19 protein-coding genes are annotated in these 20,155 nt (G+C 63.8%); 11 read left to right on the top strand and 8 right to left on the bottom strand.

Annotation, left to right across the window (positions count from 1 at the left end):
* Nucleotides 1–54 precede the first annotated feature (54 nt).
* A complete protein-coding gene (locus ONG87_RS08045) occupies nt 55–294 on the top strand; it encodes a hypothetical protein (RefSeq protein WP_122479686.1) in 240 nt (79 codons plus the stop codon).
* A gap of 27 nt (nt 295–321) precedes the next feature.
* On the opposite strand, the gene ONG87_RS08040 is transcribed toward ONG87_RS08045, so the two are convergent.
* The 7 genes from ONG87_RS08040 to ONG87_RS08010 form a co-directional block, all read right to left on the bottom strand.
* Entirely contained in the window at nt 322–1,341 is a 1,020-nt protein-coding gene (locus tag ONG87_RS08040; RefSeq protein WP_264382591.1) for a nucleoside hydrolase, read from the bottom strand.
* A gap of 28 nt (nt 1,342–1,369) precedes the next feature.
* Entirely contained in the window at nt 1,370–1,774 is a 405-nt protein-coding gene (gene rbsD / locus ONG87_RS08035) for a D-ribose pyranase (RefSeq protein ID WP_122478734.1), read from the bottom strand.
* Complete coding sequence (gene rbsK, locus ONG87_RS08030) at nt 1,771–2,688, bottom strand: ribokinase (protein WP_185794182.1); 918 nt, start codon at nt 2,686–2,688, stop codon at nt 1,771–1,773. Before rbsK ends, rbsD begins: the two co-directional genes overlap by 4 nt.
* 12 nt (nt 2,689–2,700) lie before the next feature.
* Nucleotides 2,701–3,723: a LacI family DNA-binding transcriptional regulator gene (locus ONG87_RS08025; RefSeq protein ID WP_264382590.1), complete on the bottom strand. Its 1,023-nt coding sequence runs from the start codon at nt 3,721–3,723 to the stop codon at nt 2,701–2,703.
* Nucleotide 3,724: 1 nt separating this feature from the next.
* Nucleotides 3,725–4,717 (bottom strand): ABC transporter permease, encoded by a 993-nt coding sequence (locus ONG87_RS08020; protein WP_185793690.1) that lies wholly within the window; start codon nt 4,715–4,717, stop codon nt 3,725–3,727.
* Nucleotides 4,714–6,258 (bottom strand): sugar ABC transporter ATP-binding protein, encoded by a 1,545-nt coding sequence (locus ONG87_RS08015; protein WP_192054195.1) that lies wholly within the window; start codon nt 6,256–6,258, stop codon nt 4,714–4,716. The genes ONG87_RS08020 and ONG87_RS08015 overlap by 4 nt, the downstream gene beginning before the upstream one ends.
* A gap of 68 nt (nt 6,259–6,326) precedes the next feature.
* A complete protein-coding gene (locus ONG87_RS08010) occupies nt 6,327–7,283 on the bottom strand; it encodes a sugar ABC transporter substrate-binding protein (RefSeq protein ID WP_122478742.1) in 957 nt (318 codons plus the stop codon).
* Between the two features lie 285 nt (nt 7,284–7,568).
* Here ONG87_RS08010 and ONG87_RS08005 point away from each other — a divergent pair, with 285 nt between their 5' ends.
* From ONG87_RS08005 to ONG87_RS07990, 4 genes are all read left to right on the top strand, one after another.
* Entirely contained in the window at nt 7,569–10,283 is a 2,715-nt protein-coding gene (locus tag ONG87_RS08005; RefSeq protein WP_264382589.1) for an RHS repeat domain-containing protein, read from the top strand.
* Between the two features lie 133 nt (nt 10,284–10,416).
* Nucleotides 10,417–11,757, top strand: a complete 1,341-nt coding sequence (locus tag ONG87_RS08000) for a sodium:proton antiporter (RefSeq protein WP_185793694.1) — start codon at nt 10,417–10,419, stop codon at nt 11,755–11,757.
* Nucleotides 11,758–11,985: 228 nt separating this feature from the next.
* Entirely contained in the window at nt 11,986–13,431 is a 1,446-nt protein-coding gene (locus tag ONG87_RS07995; RefSeq protein ID WP_163007616.1) for an ATPase domain-containing protein, read from the top strand.
* Nucleotides 13,432–13,452: 21 nt separating this feature from the next.
* Complete coding sequence (locus tag ONG87_RS07990) at nt 13,453–13,821, top strand: PleD family two-component system response regulator (RefSeq protein WP_122478751.1); 369 nt, start codon at nt 13,453–13,455, stop codon at nt 13,819–13,821.
* A 23-nt stretch (nt 13,822–13,844) separates the two neighbouring features.
* On the opposite strand, the gene map is transcribed toward ONG87_RS07990, so the two are convergent.
* The gene (gene map / locus ONG87_RS07985) at nt 13,845–14,603 is read right to left on the bottom strand and encodes a type I methionyl aminopeptidase (RefSeq protein ID WP_192057383.1); all 759 of its coding nucleotides are present in this window, start codon (nt 14,601–14,603) and stop codon (nt 13,845–13,847) included.
* 503 nt (nt 14,604–15,106) lie between these two features.
* Here map and ONG87_RS07980 point away from each other — a divergent pair.
* The 6 genes from ONG87_RS07980 to ONG87_RS07955 all read left to right on the top strand — a co-directional run bounded on the left by ONG87_RS07980 (nt 15,107) and on the right by ONG87_RS07955 (nt 20,059).
* The gene (locus ONG87_RS07980; RefSeq protein ID WP_264382840.1) at nt 15,107–16,456 is read left to right on the top strand and encodes a sugar porter family MFS transporter; all 1,350 of its coding nucleotides are present in this window, start codon (nt 15,107–15,109) and stop codon (nt 16,454–16,456) included.
* Nucleotides 16,457–16,556: 100 nt separating this feature from the next.
* Nucleotides 16,557–16,832: a DUF3253 domain-containing protein gene (locus ONG87_RS07975; RefSeq protein ID WP_122478754.1), complete on the top strand. Its 276-nt coding sequence runs from the start codon at nt 16,557–16,559 to the stop codon at nt 16,830–16,832.
* An 88-nt stretch (nt 16,833–16,920) separates the two neighbouring features.
* On the top strand, nt 16,921–18,153 hold the full coding sequence (locus ONG87_RS07970; RefSeq protein ID WP_122478756.1) for an MFS transporter: 1,233 nt from the start codon (nt 16,921–16,923) through the stop codon (nt 18,151–18,153).
* A 47-nt stretch (nt 18,154–18,200) separates the two neighbouring features.
* Nucleotides 18,201–18,350, top strand: a complete 150-nt coding sequence (locus tag ONG87_RS07965) for a hypothetical protein (protein ID WP_192176160.1) — start codon at nt 18,201–18,203, stop codon at nt 18,348–18,350.
* 106 nt (nt 18,351–18,456) lie between these two features.
* A complete protein-coding gene (locus ONG87_RS07960) occupies nt 18,457–19,707 on the top strand; it encodes an AGE family epimerase/isomerase (RefSeq protein WP_264382588.1) in 1,251 nt (416 codons plus the stop codon).
* Between the two features lie 127 nt (nt 19,708–19,834).
* Complete coding sequence (locus ONG87_RS07955) at nt 19,835–20,059, top strand: DUF6555 family protein (protein ID WP_185793697.1); 225 nt, start codon at nt 19,835–19,837, stop codon at nt 20,057–20,059.
* Nucleotides 20,060–20,155 lie beyond the last annotated feature (96 nt).

Raw genomic sequence — 20,155 nt, 5'->3', positions numbered from 1 at the left:
TACTTGGCCACGTGGAGCGAACGTCGTTCGCTCGTGACCGTTGGCGAGAGCAACATGGCAAACGTATCAATCAAGGCGGACATCAAGGTCCAGTGGCCTCAGGGCCAGAGCTCCTTCAGCCCCGGTACGCCCGAGGAGCTGGCGATCATCGGCGTCGACGTGCTGGTCAAGGCATTGGGCACCGATGCGGCGCGCAGCTTCGTCATGCAGGTGTTCGAGCGTTACGCCCACGAACACGTGGCAGCGACGGGCAATACCGTGGCGCATCCCTTGAAGAACGTGCCCACGCCATAGCCCGTGATGCACCGGCGCTTCGGCCGGTCAGGGCAGACGCTGCAGGCGTTGGGTCAGCAGATCGAAAAAGCCCTGTGCATTTCCCTCGTTCACCCAGAACACGTTGGCCGGCTGCTCGAGCGTACCGTACCAGTCGGCCACGGTCTGGCCGAAGCTCGGGCCTTCCCGGCTGTCGATGGTCAGGTTGACCTTGCGCCCGCTGAACAGCTCTGGCGCCAGCAGATAGGCAATCACGCTGGCATCGTGAACCGGGCCGCCGGGCAGCCCGTAGTGCTCCATGTCGGCCTTGACGTACGCCTGCAGAATATCCACCACCCGCGGCCCGGCTTTGTTTTGCAAGGTAGCCAACTGCTGCAGGCGCGCCGGGCTGGTCAGAACCTTGTGGGTGACATCCAGTGGCACGTAGGTGAGCTTGACGCCGCTGGCCAGTACCACCTGGGCGGCGTGAGGGTCTGCGAACAGGTTGAACTCGGCCACCGGGGTGATATTGCCGCCATTGAAGTGCGCGCCCCCCATGACGATCACTTCCTTGATGCCCTGGGTGATGCCGGGCGCCTGGATCAGTGCCAGCGCCAGGTTGGTCTGTGGCCCCAACATTGCCAGGGTGATGCTGTGGGGTTCGGCATTGCTCAGGGTGTCGATCAAATACTGCACCGCGTTGCCCTGGGCCAGCCCTTTGCTCGGCTCATGCACGGCGATACCAGGCACGCCCTCCTCGCCATGCACGTTGGCGGCATAGATCGGCTCGCGGACCAGCGGCTTGGGGGCACCGGCATAGACCGGCACATCTTCGCGACCCGCCCACTCACGGGCCAGGCGTGCGTTTCGCGAGGTCTTGTCGAGGCGCACGTTGCCGGCCACGGTCGTGAGGGCGCGGACGTTGATCTCCTCGGGCGAAGCCAGGGCCAGCAGCAAGGCGACGACATCGTCGGCGCCGGGGTCGGTGTCGATGATCAGATCGATCTTGTCGGCCGCCGTGGCGGCAGCGCTGGTCAGCAGGGCCATCAATGAAAATCCTCGAAGCAGGGTCAGCAGGGAACGTTGCATGTTGCACTCCTTGTGCTCAGTGGTAAGTCTAGAAAGTGACGCCCGCCAACAGGGCGATATTGCTGTAGGGCTGGCATTCGCCAGTGCGCACGATGGCGCGAGCGTTCCGCGACAGCTCCTTGAACCGCGCATGGCTGACCGACTGGCGCACACCGAGGGCGCCCTGCTCGTGCAACTGCTGGATTCGCGCCAACGCCGGCGGCAGCACCTGCAGCATCTCCTCGGCGATCACGTGGCTTTCCACCTGCATTTCGCTGAGCAGCACGTCCAGCGTGCTGATGAAGCTGGGAATGCCTGGCGTCAAGGCCAGATCGATCAAGGGCACGCCCGGTGGTACCGGCAAACCGGCATCGCCGATCACGACGATATCGCCATGGCCCAGGGACGCAACCAGTTGCGAAAGCGATATGTTCAACAAGGCGGTCTTTTTCACGATGCAACCTGCTCCACTTGCGCCAGGGTCGGGATGGAAGGCTGGGCGCCGGCGCGGGTGACCGACAGTGCAGCGGCGGCCTGGCCGAACGCAATGGCCTGTGACTCGTCCAGGCCTCTGGCCAGCGCCGCGGCAAAGCCACCGACGAACGTATCGCCAGCCGCCGTGGTATCCACCGCCTGCACCTTGCGTCCAGGATAATGCCGGGGCTGCGCGCCGTCGGCAAACAGCAGGCCCTGCTCACCCAGGGTGATGAGCACCTTGCCGGCGCCGGCCTGGCGCAGAACACTGGCCGCCTGCTCGGCCTCGGCCACCGAGCTGACGCTCAGGCCGGTGAGCGCCTGAGTTTCGGTTTCGTTGGGGATCAAATAATCGACCCAGCCCAGCCATTGCTGCGGTAACGGCCCGCTGACCGGCGCCGGGTTGAGAATGACCGTCTTGCCAGCCTGGTGAGCGCGCTGCAAGGCGAAAGCCACCACCGCATGAGGAATTTCCAGCTGGCACACCACCACATCGGCGGCCAGCAGCAGGCGGTCGAAACGCTCGATGTCGGCGCATTCGAGCTGGCCATTGCCGCCCGCCACGATGACGATCGCATTCTGGCTGTTGGCATCGACCACGATCATCGCGATCCCGGTCGCTACCGCTTCAGCCACCCGTACGCCCTGGCAGTCGATGCCTTCATCGGCCAACGCCTGGCGCAGCGCCTGGCCATAGGCGTCGGCGCCGACGCAGCCGATCATCGCCACCTGCCCGCCCAGCCGCGCGGCAGCGACCGCCTGGTTGGCGCCCTTGCCGCCCGGCACGGTCGCGAAGGACTGGCCCAGCAGGGTTTCTCCCGCCTGCGGCAAACGCTCGGCCTGCGCCACCAGGTCCATGTTCAGACTGCCTATTACCAATACGTTTGCTTGCATCATCTACCACTCTCAGCGCAATTCATGGGAAAGACCGGCGTATCGCGCCGTGGACTCGCGCACCACGATCTGTGGCGCGATGACGTGTTGCGTCGCAGCCGCACCGGCCGCTCCGGCGATGCGCGCCAGAAGCCGCTCGGCAGCCACTTCACCCAATTCGCCGATGCGCTGGCCGACGGTGGTCAGGGCCGGGTACACATAGCGACTGAGCTGGATATCGTCGAACCCGATGACCGACAGCTGTTCGGGTACCCGGACGCCACGCTCGGCGGCCGCGCGCAGCACGCCCAGGCCGATCATGTCGTTGGCCGCAAAGATCGCCGTGGGCACCGGCCCCGCGAGCAGCTCGACCGCTGCACGGTAGCCACCCGGACTGGTGAAATCGCTGTGCAGGACATGCTCGGGCGCGGGTTGCACGGCGTACTCGGCGAGCGCACGACGATAGCCGTCCAGGCGCAGCTGCGCCACATGGGTATGTTGCGGGCCACTGATGCAGGCGATGGCGTGATGGCCCAGTTCGAGCAGATGCCGGGTGGCCAGGTAGCCACCCTGTTCGTGATCGATGCACACCAGGTCGGCTGCCACCTGCTGCAGGCCGCGGTCGACGATGACCATGGGCGTGCGCACCGCCGCGAGCATGTCGGTCAGCGCGGCATCGCCACCCACCGAGGCGAATACAATACCGTCGACGCGCTTCTCCAGCAGCACGCGCAGGTAGTTGCGCTGCTTCTGCGGGTCGTCGTCGCAGTTGCAGAGGATCACGCAGTAGCCGTTGCGCTCGCAGCAGTCTTCGATACCACGCGCCAGCTCGGCGAAATACGGGTTGACGCTGTTGGGCACCAACAAGCCGATGGTCGCTGTGCTGCGCGCTTTCAAGGAGCGCGCCACCGCACTGGGAACGTAGTTGAGCTCGGCGATCGCCGACTCGACCTTGCGCCGCACGTGCGCGCTGACCGGCCGGCTGTTGTTCACGACGTGCGAGACGGTGGTGTAGGAGATACCGGCTCGCGCCGCCACGTCCTTGATGGTCGCCATGCTAGCCCCGCTTGCGTGCGCGTTGGCTGCGATAGGTGTCGAGCACCACGGCGATGACGATCACCGCGCCGGTGATGATGCGCTTGGTCGGCTCGGTTGCGCCGATCTGCGCCAGGCCGGCCGCCAGCACGGAAATGATCAGCACGCCAAAGAAGGTGCTGATGACCGAGCCGCGCCCGCCCATCAGGCTGGTGCCGCCGATCACCACGGCGGCGATCACCTGCAGTTCCAGGCCAGCACCGGCATTCGGGTCGGCCGCCTCCAGCCGGGATATCTGGAACAACGCGGCCACGCCTGCCAGCAGGCCCATGAGGGAGAACACCAGCACCTTGTAGGGCTTGGGGTTGATGCCGGCCAGGCGCACGGCTTCTTCGTTGGTACCGATGCCGATCAGGTAGCGGCCAAACACGGTGCGAGTCAGGGTCAGGTGGGCAATGGCGATGACGCCGAGGGCGATCAGGAACGAGGGCGCTATGCCGAACGCTACCGGGTCGGACAGCCAGGCGAAAGCATCGCCGATATAGGCGGTGCGCGAATCGGTCATCTGGTAGGCAACCCCGCGGGCCATTTCCAGCACACCCAGGGAGACGATGAACGAAGGAATCCGCCAGGCCACGGTGATCGAGCCGGTGATGGTGCCGGCGAGCGCTGCGCAACCCATGCCGAGCAGGGCTGCGGGCAATACGCTCCAGCCCCAGCCGAGGATCGCCACACTGACCGCCGAGGCCGCCAGCGCCAGCACCGAACCCACCGACAGGTCGATGCCGCCGATGATCAGCACGAAGGTCATGCCGACGGCCAGCACCATGAGGTCGGGGATCTGGTTGGCGATGGTGCTGAACGTGCTGTACGAAAGGAAATGGCTGCTGAGCAGGGAGAACAGGACGATCATGGCCAGCAATGCGCCAGCCAGACCCAGATAGGTGCCGAGGCCCAGGTAAGTGCCGCCGGTTTTTGCGCCGGGAGTGTCTTTGGGCAGTGTCGAAGTTTTCATGCAGGGGTCCTTGCTGCAGGCTCGGCCAGCAGCGCATCGCGTTTTTGATAACCGGCGAACGCGGCTGCCAGCAGTTCATCCTGGCTCCAGTGTTCGCGCTCGAAGGTGTCGATCAGGCGGCCGGCCGAGAGCACCGCGATACGATCGCAGATCAGCATCAGCTCGCGCAGGTCGCTGGACACCACCACCAGTGCCTTGCCCTGACGGGTGAGCTCGCCCAGCAGGGCATAGATGTCGAATTTGGCGCCCACGTCGATGCCACGGGTGGGCTCGTCGAACAGCAGCACGTTGCAGTCACGCTCCAGCCAGCGGCCGATCACCACCTTCTGCTGATTGCCGCCGGAAAGCTCGGCCACCGTCTGCGCCGGGCTGGAACTGCGGATGCGCATGGCCTCGATCTGGCGCTGGGCCAGGCCTCGCTCGGCCTTGTTGTCGACGATACCGGCCGCGGAAATGGCCGGCATGTTGCCCAGGGCGATATTGGCGCTGATCGACTGCGACAGCAGCAGGCCTTCGCCCTTGCGGTCTTCGGTGATCAGGGCGATACCATGAGCAACGGCGTCGGCCGGGCTGCGAATGCTCACCGGTTTGGGTGGTTGACCGATCGCGACGGTACCGGCATCGCTGGCATCGGCGCCGAAGATCAGCCGCAGCAGCTCGGTACGCCCAGCCCCGATCAATCCGGAAATACCGAAAATTTCACCCTGGCGCACCTCGAAGGACACGTCCTTGACCTTGTCGCCACGGGTCATGCCCTGCACCTTGAACATCGGCGCGCCGATGCGTCGCTCGCCCAGGTCGATACGCTCGCCCAGTTCGCGCCCGACCATGAGGTTCACCAGCTGTTCGCTGTCGTAGCGCGCCATCGGTTCGACGCACACCAGGCGTCCGTCGCGCAGCACGGCGATGCGTTGCGCGACCTGCGCCAGTTCTTCCAGCCGGTGGGAAATGTAGATGATCGACACCCCGCGTTCGCGCAGCCGCAGGATCTGCGCGAACAGCATGTCGACCTCGCGTGCGGTGAGCATGGCGGTAGGTTCGTCGAGCACCAGCACCTGACAGTCGCCGATCAGGTTGCGGGCGATTTCGACCATCTGCTGATGGCCGATGCCAAGGTCGCTGACCAGGGTGTCCGGGTCGATGGCATCCAGGCCCACCTGCGCCATGGCCTGGCGGGCCTGTTCGCGCAGGCGGCGACGGTCGATCCAGCCAGCACGGCTGGGCAGATCATGGAGGAACAGGTTTTCCGCGACGGTCAGGGTAGGCAACAGGTTGAGTTCCTGCATGACCATGCGCACCCCGCCGCGCTCGGCTGCAGTGCGACTGCCCGGCAGCCATGGCTGGCCCTGGAACTGCATCTGGCCGGTGGTGGGTGCTTCCAGGCCACCGATTATCTTCGACAGCGTGCTTTTGCCCGCGCCGTTCTCGCCGGTCAAGGCCAGCACTTCGCCGCGGTGCAACTCAAGGTCGATGTCCCACAGCACCGGCTGGGCATAGGTCTTGCCGATGCCACTTACCGACAGCACAACGTTGGATGTCATAGGTTTCTCCAGGCACACCTGCAGGCGACAGGCCGGCACTGGCCAGACCTGCCGCGAGGTGCACTGCATCAAGGCTTGGTGACGAGCTCGACCGGGGTCTGGATGACACCGTTGGCGTCGACGTCGAGCTTGTCGCCCTTGACCAGGGCCAAGGCGTTCTGGATGCCGAACACTGCCTGGCGGGCGGCGAACTGGTCGGCCGTGGCCAGTATGCGGCCGTCTTTCAGCATCGGCTTGATGGCATTGATGTTGTCGTAGCCGACCACCTGGACCTTGCCCGCCTTGCCGGCGGCGCGCACTGCAGACACTGCACCCAGCGCCATGCTGTCGTTGCCGGCCAGCAGCGCCTTGAGGTCCGGGTACTCGTTGAGCATGGCCGAAGCGACGGCATTGCCCTTGTCGATTTCCCAGTTACCCGACTGCACCGAGACGATGTTCATCTGCGCCGCTTGCATGGCGTCCTTGAAACCGGCGGTGCGCATCTGCGCGTTGGTGGTGGTCGGTACGCCTTCGATGATGCCGACCTGGTCGCCGGCGCTCAGGCGCGTAGCCAGGTAGTCACCCACCAGCTTGGCGCCCTTGCGGTTGTCGGGGCCCACGAACGGCACCTGGATGCCTTTGCTCTTAAGCACCCCGGCATCGAGCTGGTTGTCGATATTGACGACCTTGATGCCTGCATCCATGGCTTTCTTGATGATGGGTACCAGTGCCTTGGAGTCCGCCGGGGCAATGACCAGCGCGTCGACCTTGGCGACGATCATCTGCTCGACGATACGGATCTGATTGGCAGTGTCGGACTCGTCCTTGATGCCGTTGGACACCAGGTCGAAATCGGCAGCGTGCTCTTTCTGGTAGCTTTTGGCGCCGTCTTCCATGGTCAGGAAGAATTCGTTGGCCAGGGACTTCATGACCAGCGCGACCTTGGGCTTCTGGGTATCGGCGAAAGAGGATTGCAACGGGGCGATGGCGCCGATGGCAGCCATCAGGGAGACAGCGAGCAGGCGTCCGGCGAAGGGCAGCTTCATGGGTTTACTCCGATCTTATGATTGTTATCGAGCGCAGCTTGCGGAAACCCGCAAACGTTTGCGTGACAGGAACTATGGTCAGGGATCGGAGAATTGTCAATCGGTGCCGAGGGCTGTAGCACGGGTCATCACAGCGCCCACTCGAGGCGGGCCGAAACACGGCAGGTTACAACAACGGGAAGCCTATCCCTGATTCCTGTTTATCGGTACTGCCATGACTGACGTGCTGCTCACACCATCCATGCTGCAACCCCTGCCCTGCGCTGCTTCGACGGCCGGGCGCGGGTGCTGCGCGAGATTGCCTACCACCGCGACCAAGCGGGTCCTGCGCAGGCCCGCATCACCCGCTACGGCCATGACGCCAGCGGGCAATTGATCAGCAGTATCGATCCGCGCCTTCACGCGGCCCAGGCCAAGCGTCCCGAAGTGGCCGCCAACCTGGTACAGGTGCGCAGCTTGAGCGGTCGATGCCTGTACACCCGCAGTGTCGATGCCGGCAACACGCAAACGCTGTACGACGCGTGTGGCCGCGAGGCGATGACATGGCTGGCGAACGGTGTCGAGCAGACGCGCTGCTACGAACCTGCGGCACTGCCGGGCCGGCTGCTGTCGATCCGGGAGCGCTCTGCCCAAGGCGCCTTTCGCACCGCCGAGCGCTGGCAATGGGCGGGCGTTGACGCAGAGGCCAAAGCGTTCAACCTGGCCGGGCACTGCCAGACGCGTTTCGACAGCGCTGGCAGACACGTCGTGCAAGCGCGCAGCCTACTCGGCGCAATTGCCGGCGAGACCCTGCAACTGCTAGCTGGCCACACCGAATGCGACTGGGCGCAGGACGATGCCCAAGGCGAGGCGCGGTGCCTGGAACCGCAAGGCCTGACCAGTACGGTGAGCTTCGATGCCTGCGGCGCAATCATCGCCAGCGAGGATGCCAGGGGCCATCGGCAACGCCATGGCCATGACCGTTGCGGGCAGTACCGGGCCAGTTGGGTCACTCGCAATGGCGGCTTGGAGACGCCGGTGGTGCTGGACGTGACCTACACAGCCGGGGGGCAGAAAGAAGTCGAGCGGCACGCCAACGGTGTCGTCATCACCCATTCCTATGCAGCCGACACCCAACGCCTGGTCGGCATGCGTACCCAGCGCGCCAGCGACCGCCAGACCTTGCAGGACCTGCGCTACCGCTATGACCCGACCGGTCGGGTGACTCAGGTGCGCAACCAAGCGGAGCAGACACGCTTCTGGCGCAATCAGAAAATCGATCCGCAGCAAGACTACTGTTACGACTCGCTGTCGCAGTTGATCCTGGCCAGCGGCCGGCAGATGGCTGCACTCGGCCAGATGAGCAGCAGCCTGCCATCTGCACTCCCTATCGATACCCACGCCCATGCGCTGTACCAGCGTCGCTACGCGTACGACGAGGCCGGCAACCTGCAGAGCATTCGGCACACCGTGCCAGCCACCGATTCCGGCTACACGGTCAGACTGACGACCTCGGCGTGCACCAACCGGGCCGTGTTGAGCAGCGTGTGCGATGACCCGGCACTGGTCGACCGCCAGTTCGATGCCGCCGGGCAACAACGCGGGCTGGACGGCTCCCAATCTGTCGCCTGGAATAGTCGCATGCAGCTGGCCAGCGTGACGCGCGCCGGGGCCGGCACCGAGCACTACCTCTACGGCCAGCAGCACCAGCGACTGCGCAAGACCCACGCGCAGGGAAGCACTTGCTACCTGCCGGGGCTGGAATTGCGCCAGCATGACGGCCAGACCCTGCATTGCCTCAAGGTAGCCGAACATATTCGCCTGTTGCACTGGCCAGACGGCAGTCCCGAGGGCCTGGCCAACGATCAGTTGCGCTACAGCTACACCGACCTGCTGGGCAGTCATGGCCTGGAACTCGACGGCGACGGTCAAGTCATCAGCCGCGAGGAATTCTTTCCGTTCGGCGCCACCTCGGTCTGGGCCTGCCGCCACCAAGTCGAAGCGAGCTACAAGACCGTCCGTTACTCGGGCAAGGAACGCGACGACACCGGGCTCTACTACTATGGCTACCGCTACTATCAGCCCTGGGCCGGACGCTGGCTGAGCGCCGATCCGGCGGGGACGGTGGATGGGCTCAATCTGTATGCCATGGTGCGCAACTCACCGTCGTCTGCAGTGGATGACGATGGCCGGATGATGCGTGCCTTGTTCAAAGGCGGCGTCGGCGCAGCGGGTATCGGCTACGAGGCGTACAAGTACCACGAACGTCAGTCGCAAGCGCCAGCACAGCCAGCTGCTGCTCCGCCAAGCACCTCGATGGGCGACCAGCGTGCGGACAACGCCATGGGCAAGGTTCAGCGCATGAAGGACCAATTCAGCCCGGGGCAGCAGATTCTGAACAGCGCCAAGGGCCGTGCGCAGACGGCAGATCACCTCGCGCATGGGCAAGTGCCGGGCGTCGGTGCAGTGCTCAAGGGCGCTGAAAGCGTTGGCACCGTGGTCGAGTTCAGCCAGACCGGCGACCTCTCGCAGATCAACAAGGCACCTCTGGCGGGGGCTATTGCCACGGATGCGGTGAACGGCGTTGCGCACAGCATCAAGGCCACTATCAAGAATACCCAGAAAGCCGTGCAAGGCACCGCCGAGCTGGCAACCTTGTCCGAAACCAAGGCCGAGGAACTGCAAGCGTCACTGCACGACCTGCAGGAGCTGACGCAAGACAAGCTGATCACCGGCCTGTCGTTCGGCGCTACGGTCAAGGCAGGCCTGGACGGCGCTGCTGCGGTGGTGCCGCATCCAGTAGCGAAGTTCGGACTCAAGGTGTTGTCGACGGCGTGGACCGTGACCGGTGTGGTGCATGGCGCGGAGGAGCTTGGAGAGATTGCCAAGACTCATGAGGATCTGCTTGCGAGCAAGACCGGTGAAAACCTCATGGGGCAGATGAAGACAGTCAATGCGTCGAATCGCTCGGGGATCATGGACCGCGTCAAGCAGAGCTATGGTATCTCGGGCAATCCATAACGCCAGCTCGCCGCCTGTGCCAGTAGCCACTGGCCGCGACGTTTTGCCACTCAACTAACGCTCTGCCAGGCAGTCACATCTGAAGCGGTTACATTTTGTAGCCATTTCAGGGGCGCAAGCCCGGCGAGGCCTGATGAGCTTTATTTTGTGGATGGCCGTTCTTGGCGTCCTGCTGTTGATGCTGGCGCTGACGGCGTCCTACTTGCGCTGGCTGCCGGTGACGACCTCTGCGGTGTGCCTGGCATTCGGCGTGGCCATCGGTCCCATGGGGCTGGGTCTGTTCACCACCGATTTCAAGGACACCGCCTCGTGGCTCGAGCGCCTGGCGGAGGCTGCCGTGCTGTTCTCGCTGTTCAGCACCGGGATCAAGCTGCGACTTGGCCTGGGGCGCAGCGCGTGGCGAGCGGCCTATATGCTGTCGGGTCCGGTCATGCTGGTGTCGATTCTGGGCGTGTGCCTGGTGGCGCACTACGGCCTGGGCTTATCCTGGGGCGTGAGTACCTTGCTGGGGGCCATGCTGGCGCCGACCGATCCGGTGCTGGCATCCATGGTCCAGGTGAATAGCGCGCAGGACTTCGACCGTGTGCGCTTCGGGCTGTCGGGTGAGGCCGGGCTCAACGACGGTACGGCCTTTCCCTTCGTGATCCTCAGCCTGCTGATGCTGCACCATGGCAGCCTGGACAGCCACTGGCTGGGCCAGTGGGCCTTGGAGAATCTGCTGTGGGGCGTGCCGGTCGGGCTCTTGGTCGGTTACGGGATGGGCCGGGCCATCGGTCACCTGATGATCTACCTGCGTGTGCGCAATGCCGACAGTACCAACTCGCCCAACGACTTTCTGGCGTTGGCGCTGATTGCCCTGTCGTACTTTGGCGCCGCATCCCTGGGCGCTTTCGGATTTCTCGCAGTGTTCGCGGCCGGCCTGGGCCTGCGTCAGGCAGAAGTGCGTACGTCGAGATCCGAGGTTCCTTCGGAGCATCTGGCCAAGCCGGTCGTGGGGCACCGCGACCTGGCGCCCGAGGAAGGTACCGTCACCCATCCCAAGGATCTGGAGGACGGGCAATTGGCCGCTGGGGTGATGATGGGTGACATCCTGGTGTTCGGCAATCTGGTGGAACGGTCCATGGAAGTGCTGCTGATCACCATTCTGGGGGCAACGCTTTCTGCCTACTGGGACTGGCGTGCGGTCGGCCTGGCGGCGGCACTGTTCTGCGTGATTCGCCCGCTGAGCGTATGGCTGCTGGTCAGCCGCCGCCTGCTCGATGGCCATCAGCGAGCATTGCTGGGCTGGTTCGGCATCCGCGGGATCGGCTCCATCTACTACCTGTGCTACGCACTGGCCCACGAACTGCCGGAGTCGGTCGAGCAGGTGTGTATCAGCCTGACGTTGTCGGTGGTGGCCTTGAGCATTCTGGTGCATGGCATCAGCACCCAGCCGTTGCTGGAACATTACGAACGTCGGCGGAAATCCGTCTAGCGGTGGTTGAGGTGGATCAGGGGCTCCGCGGTGCTGCTGGACGCGGCTTGCGCCGCTGCTACAGGGAGTGCGAACACCTGCCATACCGTTGGCGCAAGCCGCTGCTACAGGGGCATGGGTTTGGATGCACTGGCTCGGTCAAAAAGGTATAGAATCCCCAGCATTTGATGGATCGGTCACCGTCGTGCAGACATGGCCGATCGCGTACAACCCATACAGGCAGATCGGATATTGGAACAGCTAAAGCGCCTCGCAAGCGGGATTGAAGGGCTCGATTTGTTGCTCAAGGGTGGGCTGGTGGCCGGTGCGTCATACATCGTGCAGGGCCGTCCGGGTTCGGGCAAGACCATCCTGGCCAACCAGTTGGGCTTCAATCACGTGAGCCAGGGTGGCCGCGTACTGGTCGCCACCCTGCTTGCGGAATCCCATGAGCGGCTGTTCCAGTACCTGTCCACGCTGAGCTTTTTCGATGCCTCGAAAATCGGCAACGAGATCCAGTTCGTCAGCGCATTCGACACCCTGGAAAACGAAGGCCTGGACGAAGTGGTCAAGCTGCTGCGCCGCGAGATCAGTCGGCAGAAAGCGACGGTATTGATCGTTGATGGCGTGCTCAATGCCCGCTCCAAGGCCGACTCGCAGATCGACACCAAGAAATTCATCTCCGAGCTGCAGGGCCATGCGGCGTTCGCCGGGTGTACGGTGCTGTTCCTGACCAGCTCGCGACTGGACGACGGCAGCCCAGAGCACACCATGGTCGATGGCGTGATCGAACTGGGCGAGGAGCTGTTCAACACCCGTTCGGTGCGCCGCATCCAACTGCGCAAGACCCGTGGCAGCGGCGCGCTGTCAGGGTTGCACGAATGCGAGATCACCGACGATGGGCTGGTGGTGTACCCGCGCCTGGAAAGCCTGTACAGCCACCCCTCGTGCCCTGACCCCACCGATCTTACCCGCATACCCAGCGGCATTCCGGCGCTTGACAACCTGATTGGCGGCGGTCTGCCGCGTTCCTCGGTGACGCTGGTAATGGGCCCGTCGGGCATCGGCAAGACCAGCATGGGAATCAGCTTCCTGTCGGCGTCCACGCCCGAACAGCCGGGCATGCTGTTTGGCATGTACGAGTCCGAGCGCCGCCTGCAGGTCAAGGCGCGATCGCTTGGCCATGATTTCGAGGCGCTGCAAGCCAGCGGCGCTTTGCACGTGTGTTGGCAGCCAACCACCGAAGGGCTGCTCGACGGTCTGGGGGCAAGGCTGCTGCGCCATGTCGAGGTCCATGGCATCAAGCGACTGCTCATCGACAGCCTGGGCGGCATGGCCCGCACGGCGACCAGCACCGTACGCCTGACCGAGTTCTTCAGTACCCTGATGAGCGAGCTGCGCGCCCGTGGCGTCACGGTGTTCGCCACGTGGGAGGTTCGCGGCCTGTTCGGTCCGGAGATCACCTCGCCGGCGCCAGACCTCTCCAGCATCGTCGACAACATCCTGCTGACGCGATTCGTCGAACATGAGTCTGAACTAAAACGCCTGCTTTCCATTCTTAAAATCAGAGACAGTTATTATGATCCGTCGCTATTGGAGCTGGTCATCCATGGTCATGGAATCGACCTGAGAAAGGCGTTCACAAATGCAGAGGCAGTGTTATCGGGTAGTGCCTCCACGATTTCGAATCCGTGATGTTGCCGGGGTCGAACTGACATGCCCACTATCCTGATCGTCGACGATGAGTATCTCATCGCCGACATTCTTGGTTACGCGTTGGAAGACGAAGGCTATATGGCCGTCAAGGCCGGTAATGGCAAGCGTGCGCTTGAGATCCTCGATCGCGAGCGTCCGGCATTGGTCATTACCGACTTCATGATGCCTGGGATGAACGGCCTCGAACTGGCGCAGAAGATCCGTAGTCACGCTTCGTTCGAGTCTGTGCCCATTCTTTTGATGAGTGGCGCCCAAGGCAATGTCGGCCGGGCAACGCCCGAACTTTTCAACGCCGTATACGACAAGCCCTTCGACATCAACGAAGTGGTAGCACGCGTGCGCGAATTGGTGCCGCTGGATCCGGCCTAGGCGCAAAAGCCGCCGCTCGCGCGTTACAGCGTGAGGATTTCGTAGCCATCGGCAGTCACTGCCACCATATGCTCCCATTGCGCGGACAACGACCGATCGCGGGTCACCACGGTCCAGCCATCGGCCAACTGGCGGGTTCCAGCCTTGCCGGCGTTGATCATCGGCTCGATGGTGAAAATCATGCCCTGGCTCAAACGCATCCCCTCGCCCTTGCGGCCGTAGTGCAACACTTGCGGATCGTCGTGGTAGATCTGCCCGATGCCATGCCCGCAGTATTCGCGTACAACGCTGAACCCTTCGCGGTGCGCCACGCTCTGGATGGCGTGGCCGATATCGCCCAACGTCGCTCCCGGCTTGACCACTTCGATACCGGCCAGCATCGCCTCGTGGGTGGTGTCCACCAGTCGCTTTGCCAGCGCGCTCGGCTCACCGACGTAGTACATGCGGCTGGTGTCGCCGAACCAGCCGTCTTTTATGACGGCCACATCGATGTTGACGATGTCGCCGTCGGCCAGCACCACTTCGTTGCTGGGCACACCGTGGCAAACCACTTCGTTCACCGAAATGCACACCGTCTTGGTAAACCCGTGATAGCCAACGTTGGCCGGGATTACTTTCAATTCGTTCACGATGTAGGCATTGCACAACTCGTCCAGGTACTGGGTGGTGACGCCGGCCTGTACGTGCGGTGCAATCATCCGCAGTACGTCAGCGGCAAGCGCCCCTGCGCGGCGGGCCAAGGCAACTTGCTCGGGGGTGCGGTTCAGATTCTTGCGGCTCACGGGTTTCTCCTGGGATTCAAGCCTCTATGCTAGCAGAGCGCCGCTGCCGTGCCTGGGCGGCGCACGCCGACATCATTTAATTTCAAACGATACAAAACTTTTTGTAACCACTTCGTTCATAAGACTCACAGCCCAGCGCCATACCGGCAGATGGTCGCGAAAAGCGCACAGGCAGTGTCTTCGGCAGCATGATCGAATGCGGCCCGAAGACTTCAACATTCAAGCAGTTCGACATAATCATAATATCCGCTGGAGCCGACGGCCTTAGGGAGTGTTCCCTTCCCGGGCCGGCACCGCAACACCGAACGCTGATACCTGCCTTGCCCCTTTCGTGCGCGATCCTGCGTGGCGCATCACGACGCATTGCCTGCGCGCAATGAAAGGAATGAGCCTTGTCCAGTTCCAACACCACAACACCCGACACTTCACCTGCAGGCGAGGAAAATGACGCCACACGCACCTCTCCCGGCCAGATAGTGGTGCGTGTGGCGATCATCGCCACCATGGGCGCGCTGGCCTTCGGCTACGACACGGGGGTGATTTCCGGCGCCCTGCCCTTCATGACCCAGGGGCCGGACCAAGGTGGCCTGGGCCTCACTCCGTTCACCGAGGGCCTGGTGGCTTCCTCGCTGATTCTGGGTGCCGCCTTCGGCTCATTGTTCGCCGGCCATCTGGCTGACAAATACGGACGCCTGACGGCGCTCAAAGGCCTGGCCATCCTGTTCATGATCGGCGCCCTGGGTTCCGCCCTCGCGCCGACGGTGGCGATCATGATCGCCACTCGCTTCGTGCTGGGGTTGGCAGTCGGTGGGGCATCGGCGATCGTGCCGATGTTCATTGCCGAAATCGCCGGCCCCAACAAGCGGGCGCGGCTGGTCAGCCAGAATGAGTTGATGATCGTCACCGGGCAGTTGGTGGCCTATGTCTCCAACGCCCTGCTCGCGCATTTTGCCCACACCCCCGATGTATGGCGCTGGATGCTCGCCATCGCGGTGATTCCGGCTGCCCTGCTGTGGATCGGCATGCACTTCGTGCCCACCTCACCGCGCTGGCTCGCCAGCAAGGGCCGCATGGACGAGGCACGCGAAGTGCTGGAAAGGCTGCGTTCGAGCAAGAAGCAGGTCGACAAGGAAATGAAGGAAATCATTGCCCAGAACGAAGAGCAGCGCGCCGATGTCAGTTGGTCCTCGATCTGGGCCGAGCCCTGGCTGCGCCGCCTGCTGCTGGTGGGCATGGGGCTGGGCTTCGTGGCTCAGCTGACGGGGGTGAATGCGTTCATGTATTTCACGCCGGTCATCCTCAAGTCCACCGGGCTGGGTACCAACGCGGCACTCACCGCCACCATCGGCAACGGCGTGGCTTCGGTGATCGCCACCCTGATCGGCATCTGGCTGGTCGGGCGTCACGGCCGTCGGCCGATGCTGATGACCGGCCTGTTCTTCGTGATCCTCGCGCAGGTGCTGCTCTGCTGCGTGCTGACCATGCTGCCCGCCTCGCTGTTGCAGAGCTACCTGGCACTGGCCTGCATCCTGATGTTCCTGCTGTTCATGCAGACCTTCATCGCTCCGGTCTACTGGCTGCTGATGTCCGAGCTGTTTCCCTCGCACCTGCGTGGCCTGATGACCGGCACGGCGGTGTGCTTCCAGTGGCTGTGCAATGCGTCGGTGGCGTTCATGTTCCCGATCGCCCTGGCCGGCTTCGGCCCTTATACCTTCATGTTGTTCGCGGTGATCAACGTCATGTCGCTGATCTTCGTGATGACTTGCGTGCCGGAAACCCGGGGCAAGTCGCTGGAGCAGATCGAACGGCACATGGAGAAGGAATTCACTCCGGACGAGGCCGCCAGCGCCTGAGCCGGCAACGGGTCGATATGTCCAGTGCGAGACGTTGCAGGTAACATGGCTGAAGTTGTTTTCATATTCGCCATGTTGCCTGCAAGGACGAACGCCCTCCATGACCCATCCCGACGACGTCATCGCCAGCCGCGTCCTGCAACTGCTGGAACAGCGCGCTCCCGGCGCTTCGATCTGCCCCTCCGAAGTGGCTCGCTCGCTGGAGCAGGATGAACCGCAGTGGCGCGCGCTGATGCCCGAGGTTCGCCGGGTGGCCAGGGCCCTGGCCGCCGCTCGCATCATCGACGTGACTCAAGGCGATGTGCGGCTCGACCCGGACACTGAAGCCGAAGGGCCGATCCGGCTGCGCCGTGGCGCGCACTTCAAGCACCCGTGATGCATGGCCGACCGCCGCTGCTGACGGGCGTCCGGCCAAATGCAACCGACGGGTACTCCGACTGCCTTCTCCGATCTGGCTGAAACCGATGACTCGAACACCTGCGCAAGACCCTGGCGTCACCGACGACACCTGCAACGACCGGCGTGCCCGGACTCGCTTCTGGCTGATCGCCCTGGCGTTTCTGATCACCATGATCGGCACCACTCTGCCAACGCCGCTGTATGCCTTGTATCAACAACACCTGGGTTTCGGTCCAACCTGGGTGACCTTGATTTTCGCCATCTATGCCGCCGGCGTGATCTTTGCGTTGCTGGCGGTCGGCAGCTGGTCCGATCAACTGGGCCGGCGACCGATGCTGCTGGCCGGCCTGGCCATGGGCGCGCTCAGTGCGCTGATCTTCCTCTGCACCGACTCCATCGGCGGGCTGCTGGTCGGTCGGCTGATCTCGGGGTTCTCGGCCGGCATCATGACCGGTACCGGCACGGTGGCGGTGATCGAGGCGGCGCCCAAGCGCTGGCAGGGCAATGCCACCCTGGTCGCCACCGCGGCCAACATGCTGGGCCTGGGCCTCGGGCCATTGCTGGCCGGGCTGACTTCGCAATTCCTGCCGTGGCCGGTACACCTGGCGTTCGTCGTCCACCTGGTGCTGCTGTTGGCGGCTACCGCAGCCATTCTGTCTGTCGGTGAAACCGTCCAACGCCCGGCCAAGCCGCGGCTTGCCTTCCAGCGTCCCAGCCTGCCAGCGGCGGTGCGCGGGCCGTTCATTCCTGCGGCCATTGCCGGCCTCGCCGGTTTCAGCGTGACGGGGCTGTTCACCTCGCTGGTACCGTCGATCATGCGTCAGGTCATGGGTCACGACGGCGGGGTCGTGATCGGCGCGGTGATCTTCGTGCTGTTCGCGGGCTCGGTCGTCGGCCAGGCCTGGGTTCGGCGGATCCGCGACAGTGCACAGATGAGCATCGGTTGCAGCGTGCTGATCGTGGGCGTGGCCTGTTTGGGCATGAGTATCGCCAGCGCGCAGCTGTGGCTATTGGTACTGGGCGGCGCCTTGAGCGGCATCGGCCAGGGCCTGACCTTCCGCGCCGGCATGGGCGCGGTGGCCAACGCCGCGCCGGCCGGCCAGAAAGCCGGGGTGACCTCGGCGCTGTTCATCGTCTACTACCTGTCCATGTCGGTGCCGGTGATTGCGGTCGGCGTGAGCATTCCACAGTTCGGCCTGCATCATTCGGCGGAGTTTTTCAGCGTGCTGGTTGCCTTGGTTGCGGTGGTGGCCATGGTCAGCATGAACGTCGTGCGTGCCCGAGCGTCCAACGTCTGAGGCGACCCGTGCAGGTCGCGACGTATTTCTTCTACAGGAGAATGACCATGACACCGGAAACCGAAGGTACTGAAGAGAAAGGCCCGAACGGCGTGCCTTTCATCAACGATCCAGGCAACGAAGACCCCGGATCGGGCACGAGCAATGCCCCCGTGCCGCTTGACGACGAAGATGATCAAGATGACGCCTATGAATAGGTCGAATCGGCCACAAGCATGACTGTACGGGTCAGTGCTCCCCGCGACGGAACACTGGCCGCTATGCTGGATGCCTCCTGCATCCCCTAGCGAGGCATTGGTACAGATGGAGCCCCTTACTCCCGCTGCAAACAGCTGGTTGACCCTTCCCGCCCACCGGCACTGGCTGGCCCTGCAGGGGCAGCGATTGCTGGAATTTGCCAAGGCCGCGCGGATCGAGAACGGTTTCGCCGACCTCGACCACCGTGGCCGACCGCTGCTGTCCAGCGGCGCATTGACCATTCAGACCGCGCGCATGACCCACAGCTTCGCCCTCGCCTGCCTCCAGGGGATCCCGGGCAGCGCAGCCATGGTCGACCACGGCATTCGCACGCTGCAGGGCCCACTGCGTGATGCACGAAATGGCGGCTGGCATGCCAGCGAGAAACCCGTGGCTGCAGAGCGCAAGCAAGCCTACCTGCATGCCTTCGTTGCCCTGGCGGCGAGCTCGGCGGTTGCCGCCGGACGGCCCGGCGCGACAGCGTTGCTGGCGGATGCGGTCGATGTGCTGGAACGACGCTTCTGGTGCGAGGAGGAGCAGGCATTCCTGGAGTCCTTCGCCCAGGACTGGAGCGATCCGGAAAGCTACCGCGGTGGCAACAGCAACATGCACGGCGTGGAAGCGTGCCTGGCGCTGGCCGACGTCTGCAACGACGACAAATGGCTGGATCGCGCGCTGGCAATCAGTGAACGGCTGATTCACCACCACGCGGCTGCGGCCAGCTACCTGCCGGTCGAACATTTCGACGCCTGCTGGCAACCCCTGGCGGACTACAACCACGAGCGCCCCGCCGACGAATTTCGCCCATACGGGCAAACCCCAGGGCACGCATTCGAGTGGGCGCGATTGCTCCTGCACCTGGAGGCCGCCAGGCACCGCATCGGCCTGACCAACCCGAGCTGGCTGGCCGACGACGCCCAGCGTCTGTTCGCCGCAGCCTGCGACCTGGGCTGGGCTGTGGACGGGCAGCCGGGAATCGTCTACACCATCGACTGGCAGCACCGTCCAGTGGTCGCGCAGCGCCTGCATTGGACGCTGGCCGAGGCAGTGGCCGCCGCCGCGGCGTTGCACCAGCGCACCGCGGATGCCGCTTACGAGCGCTGGTATCGAGAGTTCTGGGACTACATCGACCTCTACCTGATCGACCGCGAGCACGGCAGCTGGCATCACGAACTCGACGCTCGCAATCGACCGGCAGGGACCATCTGGCCGGGCAAGCCTGATCTCTACCATGCCTACCAGGCAACTTTGTTGCCGACCTTGCCGCTGGCTCCGAGCCTGGCAACCGCGCTGGCCCGCCAGGCCGGCCTGGGCTGAGCTGAGCTGAGCGAGCTACCAGGCAATCTGCGGATTGGCGCGGGCGCGCCAATCCAACGGAATTTTTCTGGCGGGCCATACTCCGACGCACATCACGCCGCTCATCACAAGGAAGAACCTCGGCCCCATGAACAACGCGAAACTGTTCGTCATCGACTATACCCTTCACGGCGATCCCAAATCCTTCGTCATCAGAGCCGAGAAAATGGACAACAGCGAAGCCTGGCATTGGGCGAGCTGCGATGCTGGCGTTGGCCGCATCGGTCGATTCGGCCGCGAGCATGTGACCAAGACCAGCCAGCCCTCGGCCGAGAAATTCGGCATTCACGCGGTGAGCTGGCGCCCTGCCTGAGCAGGCTCGGCGCTCGGATTACTCACGCGGCAATGTGGCTGGAAAAACTTAGCTAGCGAACGAATTCACTTTACCTGAGGTTGATCTGGAACATAT

The organism is Pseudomonas sp. MM227, assembly GCF_947090715.1.
Lineage (GTDB): Bacteria > Pseudomonadota > Gammaproteobacteria > Pseudomonadales > Pseudomonadaceae > Aquipseudomonas > Aquipseudomonas baltica.
Note: the sequence above shows the minus strand (reverse complement) of the source record. Positions and strands in the feature narration are given on the sequence as shown.